The organism is Salinisphaera sp. PC39, assembly GCF_040361335.1.
In the GTDB taxonomy this organism is placed as follows: Bacteria; Pseudomonadota; Gammaproteobacteria; order Nevskiales; family Salinisphaeraceae; genus APNM01.
Genome location: NZ_APNM01000001.1, coordinates 1 through 16,950, shown reverse-complemented (window position 1 = coordinate 16,950; position 16,950 = coordinate 1). Strand labels below are relative to the sequence as shown.

Sequence of the window (16,950 nt, the reverse complement as noted above, 5' to 3'; positions counted from 1 at the left end):
GACCGCTCCATGTCGGAAACGCTCACCCACCGCGCGCCGCCCGGCGCGCGGCCCCTGTGCCTCGGCCTGATCGGCATCTGGTTCCTGGCCTTGCTCGCCGGCCTTTTCTATCCGTCGATCGGATCCGAGGCCTACTACGTGCAGCTCCTGTCGCTCAGCCTGTTCGGCCTGGTGCACGGCAGCGAGCGCTACGGCCTGCCCGCCATGCTCGCCTTCCTGGCAATCATGTTCGTGGTCGTGAACCTGACGGAGAACCTGAGCATCGCCACCGGCGTTCCCTTCGGCAACTTCGAGCACACGCCGGCGATGGGGCCCAAGCTGTTCCAGGTACCGGTGATCGTCGGCTTCGCCTACTTCAGCGCGGGCTACCTGGGCTGGGCGCTGGCCAACCTGCTGCTGGGCGAGCCGGACCGCGACCGCGGCGCCCTGGCGCTGTTCGCCACGCCGGTCGTGGCGATGTTCATCACCACCGCCTGGGACGCCTGCATCGACCCGATCGGCGGCACCGTGGCGCGCAACTGGATCTGGAAAGACGGCGGCGGCTATTTCGGCGTGCCCCTGTCCAACTTCATCGGCTGGATGATCACCACCTACATCGCCTTCCAGCTCTTCGCTCTGCTGCCGGCACGCCGGCCGGCGATCGTTCGCACCGGTCAGGACCGGCTGTGGTGGGCCCTGCCAGCGATCCAGCTCGGAGTGATGGGCCTGCAATACCCGCTCAACCTGATGTTGCTGCCGGACGCCGAGATCACCGACCCCTCCGGCACCACCTGGCAGACGGGCGACATCTTCGAGGGGACCACGGTGGTGAGCCTGTTCACGCTGATCTTCATCGCGGTCACCGGCCTGTTCGCGGCCGCGCGCCGCGAGCCCTGAAGCCGGCCCGGCGGCGCGTTCAGCCGCGTCGCCGGGCGCCCTCCCGGCCGGGACCCGGCGGCGGGGTCCAGACGTTGCGGATACGCTGGCGCACGACATCCGGGACATTGTCGGAAAAACGCAGGCGCGGCCGGGTGCCGCCGACCTGCGCCACCCAGGCGTCGTCCAGGTCCGCCTCGCGCAGCAGGTCGCCGCAGGCGTGCACGAAACGCGGCGGCGCCGGGCCGCGCAGGACCCGCGTCGCACCTTCCTCGCGCACGATCACGAAACGGGCCCCGCGCAACCGCAGGCCCAGCTTGGCAAGTCCCTTCGGCATGGCCGTCATGCTGTCAGAGCGCGGGGTGGTTAGCCAGCCGCCGGGGGTGGGGTGAGGAAATCCCCCTATTATCCCCCTTTGGGAAAGGGGGATATCCATGCCGTAGGAGGCCGGCGGGGACTTGCCTCTCCCAGGGACGCCGGGAGTTGGAAAATCCCCCTGTTGTCCCCCTTTGGGAAAGGGGGACATTCACACCGTAGGCGATCGGCGGCGGTTCGCTAGGTCAGGTGCGTCAGGAACCAGTCCCGCTGCTGCGGCGCCGAGATCGCGAACGCCTCGCCGGTGTAGGCCTCGAAGTGGCCGCCCGGCAGCACCACCAGCTTCTTCGGGTGCAGTGCCTTCTCGTAGACCGCCGCGGTGAGGTCGAAGGCCGTGAGCACGTCGTCGCGCGCGGCCGCGATCAGCAGCGGCGTGGGGCAGATGCGGGCGACGTAGTCGCCGGGCTCGTACTCGGTGAACATCTCCACCGAGCGCAGGGTGACCTCGTTGCGCCAGTTGGCCTTGCGCGCCGGATCCAGGTTCAGGAAGAAATCGGTCGAGTCCTCGGTGGGCAGCACCGCGGGATCACCCTCGTTCTCCGCGACCACCGGCAACATCCCCGGCGCCCCGCCGGCCAGGCGCGCGCGCCGGTCCTCGTCGAACATCCCGCGCATCGCCACCAGCGCGTCCGAGCGCACCAGGCGCGAAGCGCTGGTGCCGCCGCTGACCAGCGGCACCTGCGAGACCACGCATTTCACGCGCCGATCCAGCGCCGCCACCATCAGCACGTGGCCGCCGCTGTAGCTGGAGCCCCAGATACCGATGCGCTCCGCGTCCACGTCGTCGCGGTCGCCCACCCAGGTGATGGCGTCGCGGTAGTCGCGCACCTGTTGCCAGGGATCAACCTCCTGGCGCGGCTGGCCGTCGGATTCGCCGAGATTGCGGTGGTCGTAGACCAGCACGTTCAGGCCGGCCTCGGAAAAGAAGGCCGCGAAATCGTCCAGGTACATCTCCTTGGTGGCGGAAAACCCGTGGGCCATCACCACCGTCGCGCCGTTGCCCCCGGCGCCGCCGGGATACCACCAACCCCGCAGGGTGACGCCGTCCTCGGTCTTGAATTCGACATTCTCACGCATCGATGCACTCTCCTCGTTCTCGCATCCGTCCGCCGACGGGACGGCGAACACGGTACTTTATCGGCACAAAAGGTACCATCGCCAGGCCGGCAGCGGTTGAATAACCGTTATGCCCCCTCAGGTTGACGTGTAAGGCTTCTTCTAGGGAGGCGACATGCGATATCGCCTGACATGGCTCACCGCCACCGCACTCGCCGCGACGGTCACCGCCGCGTCCGCGCAGGAGATGGCCGTGGGCGGCGGCACGTCCTACGTCAGCGGCCCGATGGCCAAGGTGGACGTGGACGGCGACGGCCTGATCGACCTGGGCGAGTTCAAGATGGCGTTCGACGCCGACCGCTTCTTCAAGCACTGGGACCGCAACGACGACGGCCGGCTGTCCCGCGGGGAGTACGTCACCGCCCATTTCTCGATGGTCGATCTGAACAAGGACGGCACCATCGCCAAGAGCGAATGGGACTACAGCGGCCGCTTCTGGCTGGAACAGGACTACAACACCGATTTCGACCACTGGGACATCGACGGCGACGGCCGCATCCAGCGCGAGGAGTTCGCGCAGCGGCTGGATGTCGACGAAGTGTTCGCCCTGTGGAACACGGACGACGAGGGCGGCCTGACCCGCACCGAGGTCACGGCCGGCATCCACGGCGCCTGGGACAAGGACCGCGACGGCGTCATCGACGAGGGCGAGCGCCGCCACGGACCGGGGACCTGACCCCGGTCCGCGCCCGTCCCGACACGGGCCGGATTAGAGCGTCGGCTCGCGCGGTTTCTCGTCGGCGGCCGCCGGCTGGACCGGCGCCCGCTCGAGTTGCCGCAGCAGGCTGATCCGCTCCTGGGTCGCGCCCAGCAGCAAGTACTCGCCCGACACCCGGACCAGCAGCAGGCGCTCGCGCCCGCCGATATCCAGCTCCTGCAGCAATTCCACGGGACCGCGGCGGCGGGCGCCGCGCCCGCGCTGGCGGAGGAACAGCCAGACGGCCAGCAACAGCAGGACGCCGGCGGCCACCGCCAGGGCGATATCCAGCCAGCGGGCACCGGCCGCGGGCGCCGCCAGGGCGGCCGGGGCCGCGGCCAGGACGGTCAGGGCGAGGACGGCACGCGATGTCATGGCATTCACCTTCGTGGGCTCGACCGGAAAGATACCGCTACGGGCGCGGGTACGGCCAGCGCCGCCCCGCGCGCGGGGGCCGGCAGGCGACCGCTGCGAGGCAGCGGAAATATTTGACAGATAACGGGAATTGCGGTCACTTAGCAATATGGGACATGCCGCACAAGCGCCCCGCACACATTGCGGCAACCGTGGCTTCAGCCTGATCGAACTGCTCATCGCGGTAGCCATCGTCGCGATCCTGGCCGCCGTCGCGATTCCGGCCTACCAGTACTACGTGGTCCGGGCCAAGGTCACCGAGGGCCTCACCCTGCTCAGTGCCAAGAAGCCGGATATCGCGGCCTTCCACGCCAACGTCTCGCGCCTGCCGCGCGACTTCACCGAACTCGGCTGGCCGGAAGCCACGGGCACCGCTCACGGCGGCGACGCCGCGTCCTTCCAGCACGTTTTCGGTTACGAGAGCGACATCTGGGAACAGGTGGAATATCAGCCCAAATCCGGCGGCTTCGCCCTGGTGCTGCGTTCTTACCAGAAGCCGCAGTGGAACAACGTCGACATCGGCCTGCACCTGCAGATCAAGAGCGACGACGGCGCCGTGCGCTTCCGCTGCACCGTGAACGAACAGTCCCAGAGACATCTGTTCGTGCCCGCCAACTGCCGCAAGGGCAGCGTGGACGACTGGAACTGGTAACACCGTGGGCCTGAACGGGATCGGCCTGCTGCTCCTGCTCGCCCTGGCCGGCCTGGCCTGGTGGCACAATCTGGGCGCCCGCACGACCGCCCGGCGGGCGGCGCGCAAGGCCTGCGCCGAGGCCGGCGTCGGCTTCATCGACGAGCTGGCCCTCAAACGCCTGCGTCCGGCGCGCGCCCCGGGCGGCGGCCTGTGCCTGCGCCGAACCTACGGCTTCGAGTTCTTCGTCGCCGGCGACCGACGCTACGCCGGCGAGGTCGAGATGCGGGCCCGCCGCATCGCGCGAGTACACCTCGACCCGTATCCTTTCCCGGACCCCGACCCGGAATGACACCGACGATGAGCCGACCGCCCTCCGAACGCCTGCTCGCCCCCGGCACCTTCGAGCCGCTGGTCGCCGACTGCGCCGCCGTCGTGCGCGACGAGATCGGCCGGCGCGGGCCGGTGATACGCACCGGCTTCAACCTCGTCCGGCGCGCCCGCCCCGACCTGGTGGAACGCGCCCTGCGCTACCTGTTGCCGGCATTCGCCCGCGCCCTCGATCCCTACCACGCCGAGGCCGAAGCCGCCGGCGAGGCCCTCGGCCCCCACCTGTTGGCCCGCGACGGCGACGTCGCCGACAGCCTGCTCGCGGTCACCGACCGCCGCATCGAGCGGGTCGAGAACCGCGCCGTGCGCAACCTCTACGGCAAACTGCGCGGCCGGGCCCGCGCCGAGGTCGTGCGCTCGCTGCCGGCCGTGGTCGCCGTGCTGGAGCGTCACCTCTAACCTCCCCTCCGGAGCCATAGCGGGGCGGCATCTCAGCCGCCCAACTTGAAAGTCGGTCAATCGGACCGACACTGCCACCACCAACTTCCGGCTGCGTCTCGAAGCCCCGGCCGAGGGCACCACCGGCGATGTCGTCGGGCCGCGCATCACAGCCCAGTATCCGAGCAGTTGCCTCTACACCTTCAACACCGAAGGATTCGAATACAGCGATGCCGTCAGCGGCGAGACGGGTCTGACGACGCTTTCGGCGCCGGAAGCCGATTGCATCGAGGCATTGACTCTGCGCGAGGATGTAACAAGCGATCCGCTCGATCCAGATGATCCGCAGCACGTTATCACCACGATCTACAACTTCACCGAGCCCAGAGCAGACAGCCTGCCGCTGCGGTCCAGCCCGTCGATCACCTTTTCCGAGCCGGTGGACCCGATGAGCCTCGATGCCAACATCATGCTCATCAACAACGCGGACAGCACCGAAGTGCCGGTGCATCTGCGCAGCGAAGGGTCGAGCGTGGTCATCGACCCGCTCGACGCGCTCGCGCCCGATACCCAGTACACCGTACAGGTGGGCTTTGGCATAACCGATCTCGCCGGTAACACGCTGGAAGGCAGCTTTCCGGACATCACCTTCAACACCGAGCCCATGGTTGTGCCGGTCGGCCCCGATGGTCAGCCCAGCGACGTCGATCCGACCGAGCGGGAACCCGTGCGCCAGGCGGCACCCTTCCTGACCGTGCTGACGCCCGGCATGCCGTGTGCCCTGAAGCCAGCGTCGGACGAGCCGGCTTCAGATTTCCGCACCGGCGGTGATACGGCGGGGCGCTGTGTCGGCGACGACCCGGCAGCGGAAGGTGAGTTCCCCGCGCCGCCACCGTTGGGCACGGAAGAAGCGCCCGCCAATTTCCCAGGCATCGACGAGGCCGTGGTCCAGTTGCCGGCACCGGTGGGGTCGGTCATCAACTACCCCGTGTTCCCACAGCCGGCGAACGTGGCCGTGGACGCCTACTTTTCCAAGCCGGTCCGGGCCGACACCATCCGATTGGCGGACGGCTGTCTGATCGGGGGCAACGGCGGGAACGCCAATACGGTCAACGACGCCACCGTGGCGATCCAGGTGATGGACGACAGCGGCAACTGCACCGGCGTGGTGGACGGCCGCTTGTCCATGCTCACGCCGAACGAGCCGCTCACGCGGGGCTTCACTTTCCGACCGGTCGGCGGTTTCGCGGAGGGCCAGCGTTACTGGACCGTGATCTGCGGCAGTGACGATCCTGTCAACGGCAGCACGGGCACGTCGTGTAATACGAGCACGACGATTCTCGGCCAGAACGGATTGCGGCTGAATACCAATCCATTGCTGGGGACCGGCACCCGCTCCATAGGTTCTGCGCAGACCGAGGGCGATTCCTGCTTTGACCCCGACGCGGGACGTAATCTCTCGTGCTACGACGATAATCGGGGACAGGGTGGACCTGATATCACGATGCCGTTCGACGGCACGGCGCCGACGCGCGATTTCTACGCAACCACGCTGGCCTTGCCGGAAACCGACACCAACGGCAATGGCTATCTGGATAATCAGCTGGTCGAAGAGTTAAATTCGACATCCCCGAACGGACTCACCGCGCTTGTCACCGGCGAGCATACCGACGAACAGACCGGCTCAAGAATGCCGTTCAACGATGCGTTCGGTGTGGAGCGAATACAACAGGCGAACATTGCCTATGTGTTTACGGGTATTGGCCTGATCCCACACCGTGCGGGGGAAACGAATCGTGCTGCGGACGTAGGTTACCTGGGGGGCGGGGTCCCGACGGCCATACGCGAACGCGTAGACGGCGAATCCTGTGCCGCGGCGGCGGAGGTGCGCTTCGACGATGGCACCTCCGTCCTCGGCGCCAGTGCCCCGGACACCTGTGTGCCCGTCGACCTGTTGCCCGGTGGCCTGACCACAATTTCGAATCTTACGGGTGGCGGTATTGGCAAAACGGGCCGCGTGTTGCTGCGATTCCCCTATGCGCTCGACGAGCAGGGCAATTCGACGGACCGGCCGCAGACGGGCTACATCGTCCCGGAATGCACCGGCACCGACCTGCAGGGCGAGGACTACCGCTACGCACCCTGTTTCGTGGCCGATCTGACGGTCACGGTCGTCGGCAATGACGGCTCGACGAACCCTGGTGGACTCGAGACTTTGATTCCGCAACAGGATATCAACGTGCAGGCCTATGGGCCGGTGGCCTTCGAGCAGAACGGCCGGCTCGTGATCTCGACGAAGAACGCCAATGTCTTTGCGCCTGTCGCCTATCTAAACTTTATGGGGTTCACCGCCGCGACACTCCCGACACCGACGTTCGCGGGCGGTCAGTCGCTTCAGCTGGTCGGCCCCGCCATCCACGGCGGCATCTCTTTCCCGAAATAAGGCAGAGGCGAGACAAGGGATCGGACACATTTGTTTGATCCACCTTGAACAAGGGGAGGCTTCGGCCTCCCCTTTTTTGTCCTCTAACACGCGCTTCTGCATTCCCCCCGCCCGGCAACGATTGTCGTCCCCGTCGACCGACAGCGGCGGGGATGTCACCGCCCCACGGATCACCGCGCAGTATCCGAGTGCCTGTGCCTACACCTTCAACACCGAGGGCTTCGAATACAGCGAGGCGGTCAGCGGCGTGCCCGACCTGACGACGCTCTCGGCGCCGGAAGCCGATTGCATCGAGGCATTGACTCTGCGTGAGGTGATAACAAGCGATGCACTCGATCCCGATGGCGACGAGCCCAGCGAGACCACGTTCTACACCTTCACCGAACCCCGGGCGGACAGCTTCCCGCTGCGATCCAGCCCATCGATCACCTTTTCCGAGCCGGTGGACCCGACGAGCCTTGATGCCAACATCATGCTCATCAACAACGCGGACAGCACCGAGGTGCCGGTGCCCCTGCGCAGTGAGGGGTCGAGGGTGGTTATCGATCCGGTCGAGCCGCTCGCGCCCGATACCCAGTACACCGTGCAGGTGGGCTTCGGTATAACCGATCTCGCGGGCAACACGCTGGCGGGCAGCTACCCGGACATCACCTTCAACACCGAGCCCATGGTCGTGCCCGTCGGTGCCGATGGCCAGCCGAGCACGGTCGATCCGACGCAGCGGGAAGTCGTACGCCAGACGGCACCCTTCCTGACCGTGCTGACTCCCGGCCTGCCGTGCGCCCTAAAGCCGGCCTCGGACGAGCCGGCGTCGGATTTCCGTAGCGGCGGCGACGTGGCGGGACGCTGTGTCGGTGACGACCCGGCGATGCCGGGTGAGTTACCTGCGCCGCCGGCATTAGGCACGGAAGAGGCACCCGCCAATTTCCCTGGCATCGACGACGCTGTGGTCCAGTTCCCGGCGCCCGTGGGGGCGGTCATCAACTACCCCGTGTTCCCACAGCCGGCGAACGTGGCCGTGGACGCCTACTTTTCCAAGCCGGTCCGGGCCGACACTATCCGGTTGGCGGACGGCTGCCTGATTGGGGGCAACGGCGGGAACGTCAACACGGTCAGCGATGCGACCGTGGCGATCCAGATGATGGACGACAGCGGCAACTGCACCGGCGTGGTGGACGGCGGCTTGTCCCTGCTCACGCCGAATCAGTCGTTGACTCGCGGCTTTACCTTCCGACCCGTGGACGGTTTTGCGAAAGGTCAGCGCTACTGGACGGTGATCTGCGGCAGCGACGATCCGGCCAATGGGAGCACGGGCACGGCGTGCAACACCGGCGCGACGATTCTCGGTCAGAACGGATTGCGGCTGAATACTAATCCGTTGCTGGGAACGGGCACCCGTAGTACCGGCAGAGTGGGAGCCGCCGGTTCTACTTGCTTTGACCCGGATTTAGACCCGACTAGTTCTCCCTTCTGTTACGACGATAACCGTGGTCAGGGCGGGCCTGATGTCATGATGCCATTCGAAGGCGCCGCGCCGACTCGCGATTTCTATGCAACCACGCGGGCTTTGCCGGAAACCGACACAAACGGCAACGGTTTTTTCGATAGTCAACAGAGCGGGGGCGTGACTTCAACATCGCCGAACGGGTTGGATGCGATTGTTACCGGCGCGAATACCGACGAAAAGACATATCTTCGCGGTTCGGGTGGTACCATTCCACTGTTTAACGACGCTCTGGGTCGAGAGCGGATACAACAGGCGAACATCGCGTATGCGTTTACGGTCATTGGTCTGAGTCCCGGTCGTGTCGCGACGTCCAATCGTTTTGCGGACGTAGGCTACCTGAGCGGTGGGGCCCCGACGGCCATACGAGAACGCCTCCAGGGCGAATCCTGTGCCGCGGCCGCCGACGTGCGCTTCGACGACGGCACATCCGTCCTGGGGACCGGCATCCCGGATAGCTGCGTGCCCGTCGATTTGTTGCCCGGTGGTTTGATCTCGATCACGCATCTCCAGGCTGCCAACCAGGCGCCAACGGGCCGCTTGTTGCTGCGATTCCCCCACGCGCTCGACGAGCAGGGTGATTCGACGGGCCGGCCACAGACGGGCTACATCGTCCCCGAATGCACCGGCACCGACCTGCAGGGCGAGGATTATCACTACGCCCCCTGTTTCGTGGCCGATCTGACGGTCACGGTCAGCGGGCCTGACGGCGCAGAGAATCCTCTGGGACTCGATACTTTGATTCCACAGCAGGATATCAATGTACAGGCCTATGGCCCGGTGGCCTTCGAGCAGAACGGTCGGCTCGTGATTTCCACGAAGAACGCCAATGCGTTCGCGGTTGTTGCTTATCTGTCCTTCGGTGGATACCTCGGGCCACTGCCCGCGCCAACGTTCTCGGGCGGCCAGTCGCTTCAGCTGGTCGGTCCCGCCATTCACGGCGGCATATCTTTCCCGGAATGAAGAAGAGGCGAGACAAGGGGTCGGATACATTGATCTGATCCGGTTTGAACAAGGGGAGGCTTCGGCCTCCCCTTTTTTGATTCATCGCACTTTGCCGGGGAAGGCGGACTTGATTGTGAGCAATACTGCGCCTTATCGACTTTGATGTAAGGCCGAGCTAGTGCCGCACGCACGGGAGCTTGCTATTGTGGACGCGCAGCTCTAATATGACCATATGGTCATATTTTTTAGGTCTCACAGATACAGATGAAAACGGTCTCCATCGTGGAAATGAAAGCCCATCTCTCCGCCATCCTGGCGGAAGTAGAGTCGGGGAACGAGATCGCCGTGACCCGTCATGGCAAGATCATAGGCCGATTGGTGCCGGATGCCCCGCGCATGGCCGCCGACGCATTTCGTGATTTCTGGCAAGCCGATGACATCGACCTGGAGGCCCCGGCCGATCCACCCGCGGAACCCGTCCCCGAACTGGGCCGTTAGGTCGTGTACCTGCTGGACACCAACATCGTCATCGCTTCGATGAAGGGTGATTCGCGGGTTCGCCGAACACTCGAAACCCTGCCCCTGCCGCAACTACGACTCTCGTCCATCGTGCTGGGCGAACTCGAATTCGGTGCGGAGAAAAGTGCCTATGGCGAGCGCAATCGTGCTCGGATCGACACATTGGCGAAACGCCTGCCGCTACTGGGGATAGATCGCGAAACCTGCCGCCAATATGCCCGGGTACGCGCGCATCTGGAACGCCAGGGCACCCCGATCGGCGCCAACGACACCTGGATCGCAGCGCAAACGCTCGCCATCGGCGCCACCCTGGTTACAGACAACAAGCGCGAATTCTCCCGAGTCCCCGATCTATCGCTGGAAAACTGGCTTGAATAGCGGCCGGTGGCATCGTCGGATGCGGTACTGAAAAGGGGAGGCTTCGGTCTCTTTTTTTCGCCGAGCGCGGTCGATAAAGGATAAAAGGGGTCAGACACATTTATCTGATCCGATTTGAACACGGGGAGGCTTCGGCCTCCCCTTTTTAGCGCTAGGCAGGAAATCGGGGATACGTCAGTCTTTCGATGGTTGAGGGTAGCCTTCGCACCTATAACGAGTCCATATGTTCAGTAAGCGATTTGGCCGGGATATTCTCGTGATCCGGCATGCACGGGGCCGGGAAGTCGGGGTCAGGTCTTGCAATCCAGCAAATCACAAGACCTGACCCCGACTTCCCTGTGAATGGCAATAACTGCGGCTGTCCCTTTCGTAGTCTTGAACAAGATATTGCGCCTTGAAAGCATTAAGGCGTAGTATATTGATCATGAGAAGTCGTATCGCGCAAGGAGAGACATTGCCAGTGCCGGTATCGCGGGACCTGGCTGAACTGGGCGCAGCGCTGCGTGCCGGTCGCGCACGGCGCCGAGAGACGCAAAAGGCGCTGGCAGCACGCCTGAATATCAGCGCCACGACCGTACGCGCCGCCGAGCGCGGCGATCCTGGTGTCGGCGCTGGAATCTATGCCGCGCTGGCGTGGGCACTTGGACTGCCGGGGCTTAGCACGGGCATGCCCCCGGCCGACGATCCGCCGATGCGTGTTCGCTCGCCGAAGAAGCCGATAGATGACTTCTGAAGCCTATGTCTGGGTCTGGCTGCCGAAGGCAACCTCGCCTGTCGTCTGCGGGCGCCTTCTCGACGAGAACGGCGTGATCCGATTCGTTTACGGTCGCAGCTATCGGGACCGCGCTGAGGCAATTCCCCTGGATCCGCATGCCTTGCGTCTTGGGCCGGCTCCGGTATCCGGCCCGATGCCGGGTCGGTTGCCCGGTGCCATCGCGGATGCGGCGCCCGACAATTGGGGACGGCGGGTGATCGAGTACCGCTCCAATCAGGCTCGGTTGAGCGAGATCGAGTATCTTTTGTCGGGCGGCGGCGATCGCATCGGCGCACTCCACTTCCAGCCCGATCCGCACTGCTACCAACCACCGAAGCAATCGACGGCCACGCTTTCGCAGATCCTAGACGCAGCAGCATACGTGGAAAGTCAGGCCCCGTTGCCCGAAGATCTACGATTGGCCCTGGAGCACGGCACCAGCATTGGCGGCGCGCGGCCCAAGGCCGCCATTCGTGACGAACACGGTCATTGGATCGCCAAATTCAGCTCGTCTCAGGATCGGTTTTCGGTGGTCGAATCCGAGCTTGCCACGCTCTCACTGGCCCGGCTCTGCGGTATCGATGTTCCGGAGCATCGGCTGGCGCATGTCGACGGAAAGTCGATACTGCTGGTACGGCGATTCGACCGACTGACAGGGCACAGCGGCATCACCAGGCGCCTCCTGCTGAGCGCCCTGACCTTGCTGCAACTGGACGAAACCGAAGCCCGCCTGGCGAGCTATCCTGAGCTCGCTGAAGTTCTCAGGCGCCTGTCCCGTCGTCCGCAAGAAGATACCGTCGAGCTATATCGGCGCATGGTGTTCAACATCCTGATCGGTAACACGGACGACCACGCCAAGAACCATGCCTGCTTCTGGGATGGCGAATGGCTTGAGCTCACGCCCGCCTACGACCTGCTCCCCACGCCGCGAGTCGGACAGGAAGGCCGCCAGGCCATGGACGTTGGCGATGCCGGCAAGGCATCGACACTGAGCAATGCACGCTCCCAGGCCGGCCGATTCGGTTTGACAGTGGATCAGGCAGAAGCCGTTATCGCAGACACGTGCGCACGGATGGCTGACTGGAAAGATATGTACGAGCAAGCAGGCGTCCCGCCAGCCGAGATCGATCGACTGTCGCAGGCCACGATCATGTCGCCCGTGGCGCTGACGTAACGGCGTATGCGCGTGAAGAAGGAGTAAGGGGTATCTGTCCCCATTCTCCGCTCGGCGAAAAAAGGGGAGGCCGAAGCCTCCCCTGTGGATCGTGGCAGGTCACGTCCCCGGATCAGGGCACATCGAAGCTCTGAACCGGGCCGCCGTGGATGGGCGGGCCTACCAGTTGCAGGTGCTGATCGCCTGCATTGGTGGGTGCCGCAAGACCAACGTCAAATCCTGCGAGGTAGGAGGTCACTGAGAAGGTGTTTGCGTTCCTGGTGGAAATAATCTGCCTGCCGTTATGCGCGAGGGTCACCGGGCCGAAGGCCTGGACATTGATATCCTGCTGTGGAAGTGTCAGGCTGCCGCCGGGTTCCAGGTAGCTAGCGCCGGGTAGTCCCTTCGCGTCGTTGGCATTCACGGTGACGCGCAGGTTCCCCACGAAGCAGGGCTGGTAATCGTAGGCCTCGCCCTGGAAGCTGCCCTGGCAGCGCGGCACGATGTAGCCCCGCTGCGGCTTGTCCGTGGCGTTGCCGGCCTCGTCCGTCTGGTAGGGAAAACGAAGGAGGAGACGTCCCGTCGGGGTAAGGTTAGTGCCTGAGATGGCGCTGAGGGTCAACAGCCCGCCGGGCAGCAGGTCCACCGGCACGCATTCCTCGGGGGCGTCCGGACCGACGATAGGCACATCGTCGCTGTCATCCAGGCGCGTGCCCATCTCGTTCATGATGTTCATGGCATCCGCGCACTCATCGCCACTCGTGCGCTGACGGATGGCCACCGCCTGACCGCCACTTAGGAACGCGGCCTCCGCGAGTTGGGTGCCGAATGCTTTTATGGCACCGACATAAGCCATATTGGCGCGTTGAGCGCGTTCCAGCCCGAACACATCGTTGAAGCCCGAACGGTCGACCTGAGAGCGATCCTGACCGGTATGGAAACCAGCGATGAGAGTCTCGGTTGAAGGGTCAAGGCCTTCGGGGATCGGCAGGTTGTCGAACACGCCGTTGCCGTTGGTATCCGTCTGCGGCAAGGCAAGCTGAACGGCATAGAAATCCTCGGTGGTCGGCGCGCCGTCGAAGGGCATGACGATATCGGGGCCACCCTGGCCACGGTTGTCGTCCCAGCAGTCGATTCTCGTAGATTCGCCTTCCTCGCAGCCAATCCGACTATTAGTACCAAGAATCCGTGTGCCGGTGCCGAGCAATGGTGTCGTGTTCAGGGAGAGGCCGTTCTGCCCTAGGATGGTCTGCCCGCTGCTGCATTCGCTCGGCCCCGCGTCCCAGACGGGGTCCGGGCTGCCGCAGACGACGATCCAGTAGCGTGCGCCGGGCTCGAAGCCGTCGGCCGGGCGGAAGCTGAAGTCGCGCGTCAGTCCCGCGTTCGGGTGGCTGAAGGTGAGCGCGCCTTCCACGACACCCTGGCACTCGCCGGTCTCGCTCATGCGCTGTACCGCGACGGTGCCGCTGGTCGCCATGGCGCCGTTACCGCCGATCAGGCAGCCGTCCGCAAGCGCAACGGTCTTGGCCCGCACCGGCTTCGAGAAGTGCGCCTCGATAGCGAGGTTGGCGGGGTGATTGAAGACCGGGTACTGGATCTCCGCGCTCACCGGGGAGTCGAGCACCGGAAGGTAGCCCGCGGGGTTGGCAACCGGCGGCGGGAAGTCTCCGCTTTGCGTCGCCGAATCGCCGACACAGCGGCCCGCCATGTTGCCGCCCTCGCGGAAGTCGCTCTCCGGATTATCCGCGGCGGACATCAGGGCGCACGGCATACCCGGCGTGAGCACCGTCAGGAAGGGCGCGGCCTGCCGGACGGGCTCGCGCTCGGTAGGCACGACATCGCCCTGCGGAGCCACCATCGTCTCGGTGGTGAAGGTCAGCAGGCCCGGCGCATAGCTGCCCTGCAGCCCGTTGCCGGCCAGGTCCGTGACGCCGTTGGACACGGTGATGGTGTACTCGGTGTCGGCATCCAACCGATTGGCCGGATCGATCACGATGCTCGATCCCTCGGCGCGAAGCCGCACGTCGACGGGCGTACCGCCGCCGTCGGTCATCAGGATGTTGCCGTCCAGCGAGGTGGGATCGACGGGCTCGGAGAAGGTGATGGCGGGATTGCCATCGAGCGGAAAGCTGTTCGCCTCCGGGTCGAGAAATTCGACGTCCGCCTCACGCTCCGGGGGCGCGTGCGCCTCATTGGTAGTGGTGCATCCCGCTTCGGACGCGGCGACCGTCGCAAGCCCTGCCGTCAGGTCTGCGGAAGCGTCGAAGGCGGTTCGCCCGAAGGTATACAGGCACGCGCTCGGATACTGCGCCGTGATCCGTGGGGCGGTGACATCTCCGCCGGCGTCGGTCGAAGGGGACGACAATCGTTGCCGGGCGGGGGAATGCAGAAGCGCGTGTTAGAGGACAAAAAAGGGGAGGCCGAAGCCTCCCCGTGTTCAAATCGGATCAGACAAATATGTCCGACCCCTTGTCTCGCCTCTGCTTTATTTCGGGAAAGAGATGCCGCCGTGGATGGCGGGGCCAACCAACTGAAGCGACTGACCGCCCGCGAACGTCGGTGTCGGGAGTGTCGCTGCGGTGAACCCCATAAAGTTTAGATAGGCGACCGGGGCAAAGACATTGGCGTTCTTCGTCGAGATCACGAGCCGGCCGTTCTGTTCGAACGCAACCGGGCCGTAGGCCTGCACGTTGATATCCTGTTGCGGGATCAATAGCTCGAGCCCGCTGGGATTCGTCGCGCCGTCATTGCCAATGACCGTGACCGTCAGATCGGCCACAAAACAGGGGGCGTAGTGATAGTCCTCGCCCTGCAGATCGGTGCCGGTGCATTCCGGAACGATGTAGCCCGTCTGCGGTTTGCCGGTCGGTTCGCCCTGCTCGTCGAGCGCGTAAGGGAATCGCAGCAACGTGCGGCCTGTCTCGCCAACACCGCCCCCCTCAAGACTCGTGATCGTGGTCAGGCCGCCGGGCAACAGGTCCACGGGCACGCAGGTAGCCGGGGCGCCGGCGCCGAGCACGGACGTGCCGTCGTCGAAGCGCACCTCCGCGGCCGCGGCACAGGCTTCGCCCTCGACGCGCTCGCGTATGGCGGTCGGCACCCCACCGCTCAGGTAGCCTACGTCCGCCTCGCGGTTCACTGTCGCCGCCTTGTCGGGGACCAGCCCAAAACCCGTGAACGCATACACGATGTTCGATTGCTGTATGTGTTCCCGGCCGAGGGCGTCGTTGAACGGCCGTCCAATGCCTGCAGAGTTCGATGCCGTCTGTTCGTCGGTGTTCATGCCGCCGACTTTCGCGTTGAGCCCGTTCGGCGTTGTCGCATTGACGCCGGTATCCTGGTTATCCAGGAAGCCGTTGCCGTTGCTGTCGGTCTCCGGCAAGGCCAGCGTGGTCGCGTAAAAGTCGCGCGTCGGCGACGTGCCGTCGAACGGCATGGTGATGTCGGGCCCGCCCTGTCCCCGGTTGTCGTCATAGCACTTGGGGTTGGGGTGGTTATTCGGGATGTAGCAGTCCAGGCTCTGATCCGATGTCGAACCGATAACGCGGGTGCCGGTGCCCAACAACGGATTGGTGTTCAGGCGCAATCCGTTCTGACCCAGGATCGTCGCGTCGGTATTGCACACCGTGCCCGTGTCGCCGTTGACCGGGTCGTCACTGCCGCAGATCACCGTCCAGTAACGTTGGCCTTCCGCGAAACCGTCGACTGGCCGGAAGGTGAAGCCCCGAGTCAACGGCTGGTTTGGCGTGAGCAGGGACAAGCCGCCGTCCACCACGCCGGTGCAGTTGCCGCTGTCGTTCATCACCTGGATTGCCACGGTGGCGTCGCTGACCGTGTTGACGTTCCCGCCGTTGCCCCCGATCAGGCAGCCGTCCGCCAGGCGGATGGTGTCGGCCCGGACCGGCTTGGAGAAATAGGCGTCCACTGAATTGTTCGCCGGCTGCGGGAACACGGGGTAGTTGATAACCGACCCCACCGGTGCCGGGAACTGGACCACGGCCTCGTCGATGCCGGGGAGGTTGGCGGGCGCCTCTTCCGTACCCAGCGGTGGCGGCGCGGGGTACTCGCCCGGCATTGCCGGGTCGTCGCCGACACAGCGTCCCGCCACGTCGCCGCCGCTACGGAAATCCGAGGCCGGCTCGTCCGAGGCCGGCTGCAGCGCGCACGGCATGCCGGGGGTCAGCACCGTCAGGAAGGGCGCTGTCTGGCGCACGGCCTCCCGCTGCGTCGGATCGATCGTGCTGGGCCGGCCGTCGGCGTCGAACGGCACGACCATGCTCTCGGTGTTGAAGGTGATGTCCGGGAAGCTGCCTGTCAGCGTGTTGCCGGCCAGATCGGTTATACCGAAACCCACCTGCACGGTGTACTGGGTATCGGGCGCGAGCGGCTCGACCGGAT

At 65.1% G+C, this 16,950-nt stretch carries 16 protein-coding genes; 11 read left to right on the top strand and 5 right to left on the bottom strand.

Annotated elements, in window-relative coordinates; translation table 11 throughout:
• Positions 1-9 precede the first annotated feature (9 nt).
• On the top strand, positions 10-876 hold the full coding sequence (locus tag PC39_RS00080) for a carotenoid biosynthesis protein (protein ID WP_353251314.1): 867 nt from the start codon (positions 10-12) through the stop codon (positions 874-876).
• Positions 877-895: 19 nt separating this feature from the next.
• Here PC39_RS00080 and PC39_RS00075 read toward each other — a convergent pair whose 3' ends face one another.
• A complete protein-coding gene (locus PC39_RS00075; protein ID WP_353251313.1) occupies positions 896-1,192 on the bottom strand; it encodes a DUF3634 family protein in 297 nt (98 codons plus the stop codon).
• Between the two features lie 218 nt (positions 1,193-1,410).
• Positions 1,411-2,307: an alpha/beta hydrolase gene (locus tag PC39_RS00070; RefSeq protein ID WP_353251312.1), complete on the bottom strand. Its 897-nt coding sequence runs from the start codon at positions 2,305-2,307 to the stop codon at positions 1,411-1,413.
• Between the two features lie 154 nt (positions 2,308-2,461).
• On the opposite strand from PC39_RS00070, the gene PC39_RS00065 reads away from it, so the two are divergent.
• Entirely contained in the window at positions 2,462-3,022 is a 561-nt protein-coding gene (locus tag PC39_RS00065) for an EF-hand domain-containing protein (RefSeq protein ID WP_353251311.1), read from the top strand.
• A 33-nt stretch (positions 3,023-3,055) separates the two neighbouring features.
• Here PC39_RS00065 and PC39_RS00060 read toward each other — a convergent pair whose 3' ends face one another.
• A complete protein-coding gene (locus PC39_RS00060; RefSeq protein WP_353251310.1) occupies positions 3,056-3,418 on the bottom strand; it encodes a flagellar biosynthetic protein FliO in 363 nt (120 codons plus the stop codon).
• 148 nt (positions 3,419-3,566) lie between these two features.
• On the opposite strand from PC39_RS00060, the gene PC39_RS00055 reads away from it, so the two are divergent.
• The 9 genes from PC39_RS00055 to PC39_RS00015 all read left to right on the top strand — a co-directional run bounded on the left by PC39_RS00055 (position 3,567) and on the right by PC39_RS00015 (position 12,573).
• Positions 3,567-4,109 (top strand): prepilin-type N-terminal cleavage/methylation domain-containing protein, encoded by a 543-nt coding sequence (locus PC39_RS00055; protein ID WP_353251309.1) that lies wholly within the window; start codon positions 3,567-3,569, stop codon positions 4,107-4,109.
• Between the two features lie 4 nt (positions 4,110-4,113).
• A complete protein-coding gene (locus PC39_RS00050) occupies positions 4,114-4,440 on the top strand; it encodes a DUF3301 domain-containing protein (protein ID WP_353251308.1) in 327 nt (108 codons plus the stop codon).
• Positions 4,441-4,448: 8 nt separating this feature from the next.
• A complete protein-coding gene (locus PC39_RS00045) occupies positions 4,449-4,877 on the top strand; it encodes a DUF6918 family protein (RefSeq protein WP_353251307.1) in 429 nt (142 codons plus the stop codon).
• A 274-nt stretch (positions 4,878-5,151) separates the two neighbouring features.
• Positions 5,152-7,299 carry an Ig-like domain-containing domain gene (locus PC39_RS00040; RefSeq protein ID WP_353251306.1) on the top strand — a complete coding sequence of 716 codons (2,148 nt, stop codon included), beginning with the start codon at positions 5,152-5,154 and terminating at the stop codon, positions 7,297-7,299.
• A 34-nt stretch (positions 7,300-7,333) separates the two neighbouring features.
• Positions 7,334-9,766, top strand: coding sequence for an Ig-like domain-containing domain (locus PC39_RS00035; protein WP_353251305.1), 2,433 nt, complete (start codon positions 7,334-7,336; stop codon positions 9,764-9,766).
• A 246-nt stretch (positions 9,767-10,012) separates the two neighbouring features.
• The gene (locus tag PC39_RS00030) at positions 10,013-10,246 is read left to right on the top strand and encodes a type II toxin-antitoxin system Phd/YefM family antitoxin (RefSeq protein WP_353251304.1); all 234 of its coding nucleotides are present in this window, start codon (positions 10,013-10,015) and stop codon (positions 10,244-10,246) included.
• Positions 10,247-10,249: 3 nt separating this feature from the next.
• Complete coding sequence (locus tag PC39_RS00025; protein ID WP_353251303.1) at positions 10,250-10,645, top strand: type II toxin-antitoxin system VapC family toxin; 396 nt, start codon at positions 10,250-10,252, stop codon at positions 10,643-10,645.
• Between the two features lie 424 nt (positions 10,646-11,069).
• Positions 11,070-11,378 (top strand): helix-turn-helix domain-containing protein, encoded by a 309-nt coding sequence (locus tag PC39_RS00020; RefSeq protein WP_353251302.1) that lies wholly within the window; start codon positions 11,070-11,072, stop codon positions 11,376-11,378.
• Positions 11,368-12,573 carry a type II toxin-antitoxin system HipA family toxin gene (locus PC39_RS00015; RefSeq protein ID WP_353251301.1) on the top strand — a complete coding sequence of 402 codons (1,206 nt, stop codon included), beginning with the start codon at positions 11,368-11,370 and terminating at the stop codon, positions 12,571-12,573. The genes PC39_RS00020 and PC39_RS00015 overlap by 11 nt, the downstream gene beginning before the upstream one ends.
• Positions 12,574-12,685: 112 nt before the next feature.
• Here PC39_RS00015 and PC39_RS00010 read toward each other — a convergent pair whose 3' ends face one another.
• Both PC39_RS00010 and PC39_RS00005 read right to left on the bottom strand, forming a co-directional pair.
• Positions 12,686-14,917, bottom strand: coding sequence for an Ig-like domain-containing domain (locus PC39_RS00010; protein ID WP_353251300.1), 2,232 nt, complete (start codon positions 14,915-14,917; stop codon positions 12,686-12,688).
• Positions 14,918-15,037: 120 nt separating this feature from the next.
• A partial coding sequence (locus PC39_RS00005) for an Ig-like domain-containing domain (protein WP_353251299.1) occupies positions 15,038-16,950 on the bottom strand: 1,913 nt, incomplete at its 5' end.

Bases quoted from the DNA above. Each gene is read 5' to 3' on its own strand.
- PC39_RS00045 (WP_353251307.1), top strand. From the start codon at position 4,449: ATGAGCCGACCGCCCTCCGAACGCCTGCTCGCCCCCGGCACCTTCGAG.
- PC39_RS00030 (WP_353251304.1), top strand. From the start codon at position 10,013: ATGAAAACGGTCTCCATCGTGGAAATGAAAGCCCATCTCTCCGCCATC.
- PC39_RS00020 (WP_353251302.1), top strand. From the start codon at position 11,070: ATGAGAAGTCGTATCGCGCAAGGAGAGACATTGCCAGTGCCGGTATCG.
- PC39_RS00075 (WP_353251313.1), bottom strand. From the start codon at position 1,192: ATGCCGAAGGGACTTGCCAAGCTGGGCCTGCGGTTGCGCGGGGCCCGT.
- PC39_RS00015 (WP_353251301.1), top strand. From the start codon at position 11,368: ATGACTTCTGAAGCCTATGTCTGGGTCTGGCTGCCGAAGGCAACCTCG.
- PC39_RS00060 (WP_353251310.1), bottom strand. From the start codon at position 3,418: ATGACATCGCGTGCCGTCCTCGCCCTGACCGTCCTGGCCGCGGCCCCG.
- PC39_RS00070 (WP_353251312.1), bottom strand. From the start codon at position 2,307: ATGCGTGAGAATGTCGAATTCAAGACCGAGGACGGCGTCACCCTGCGG.
- PC39_RS00055 (WP_353251309.1), top strand. From the start codon at position 3,567: ATGGGACATGCCGCACAAGCGCCCCGCACACATTGCGGCAACCGTGGC.
- PC39_RS00065 (WP_353251311.1), top strand. From the start codon at position 2,462: ATGCGATATCGCCTGACATGGCTCACCGCCACCGCACTCGCCGCGACG.
- PC39_RS00080 (WP_353251314.1), top strand. From the start codon at position 10: ATGTCGGAAACGCTCACCCACCGCGCGCCGCCCGGCGCGCGGCCCCTG.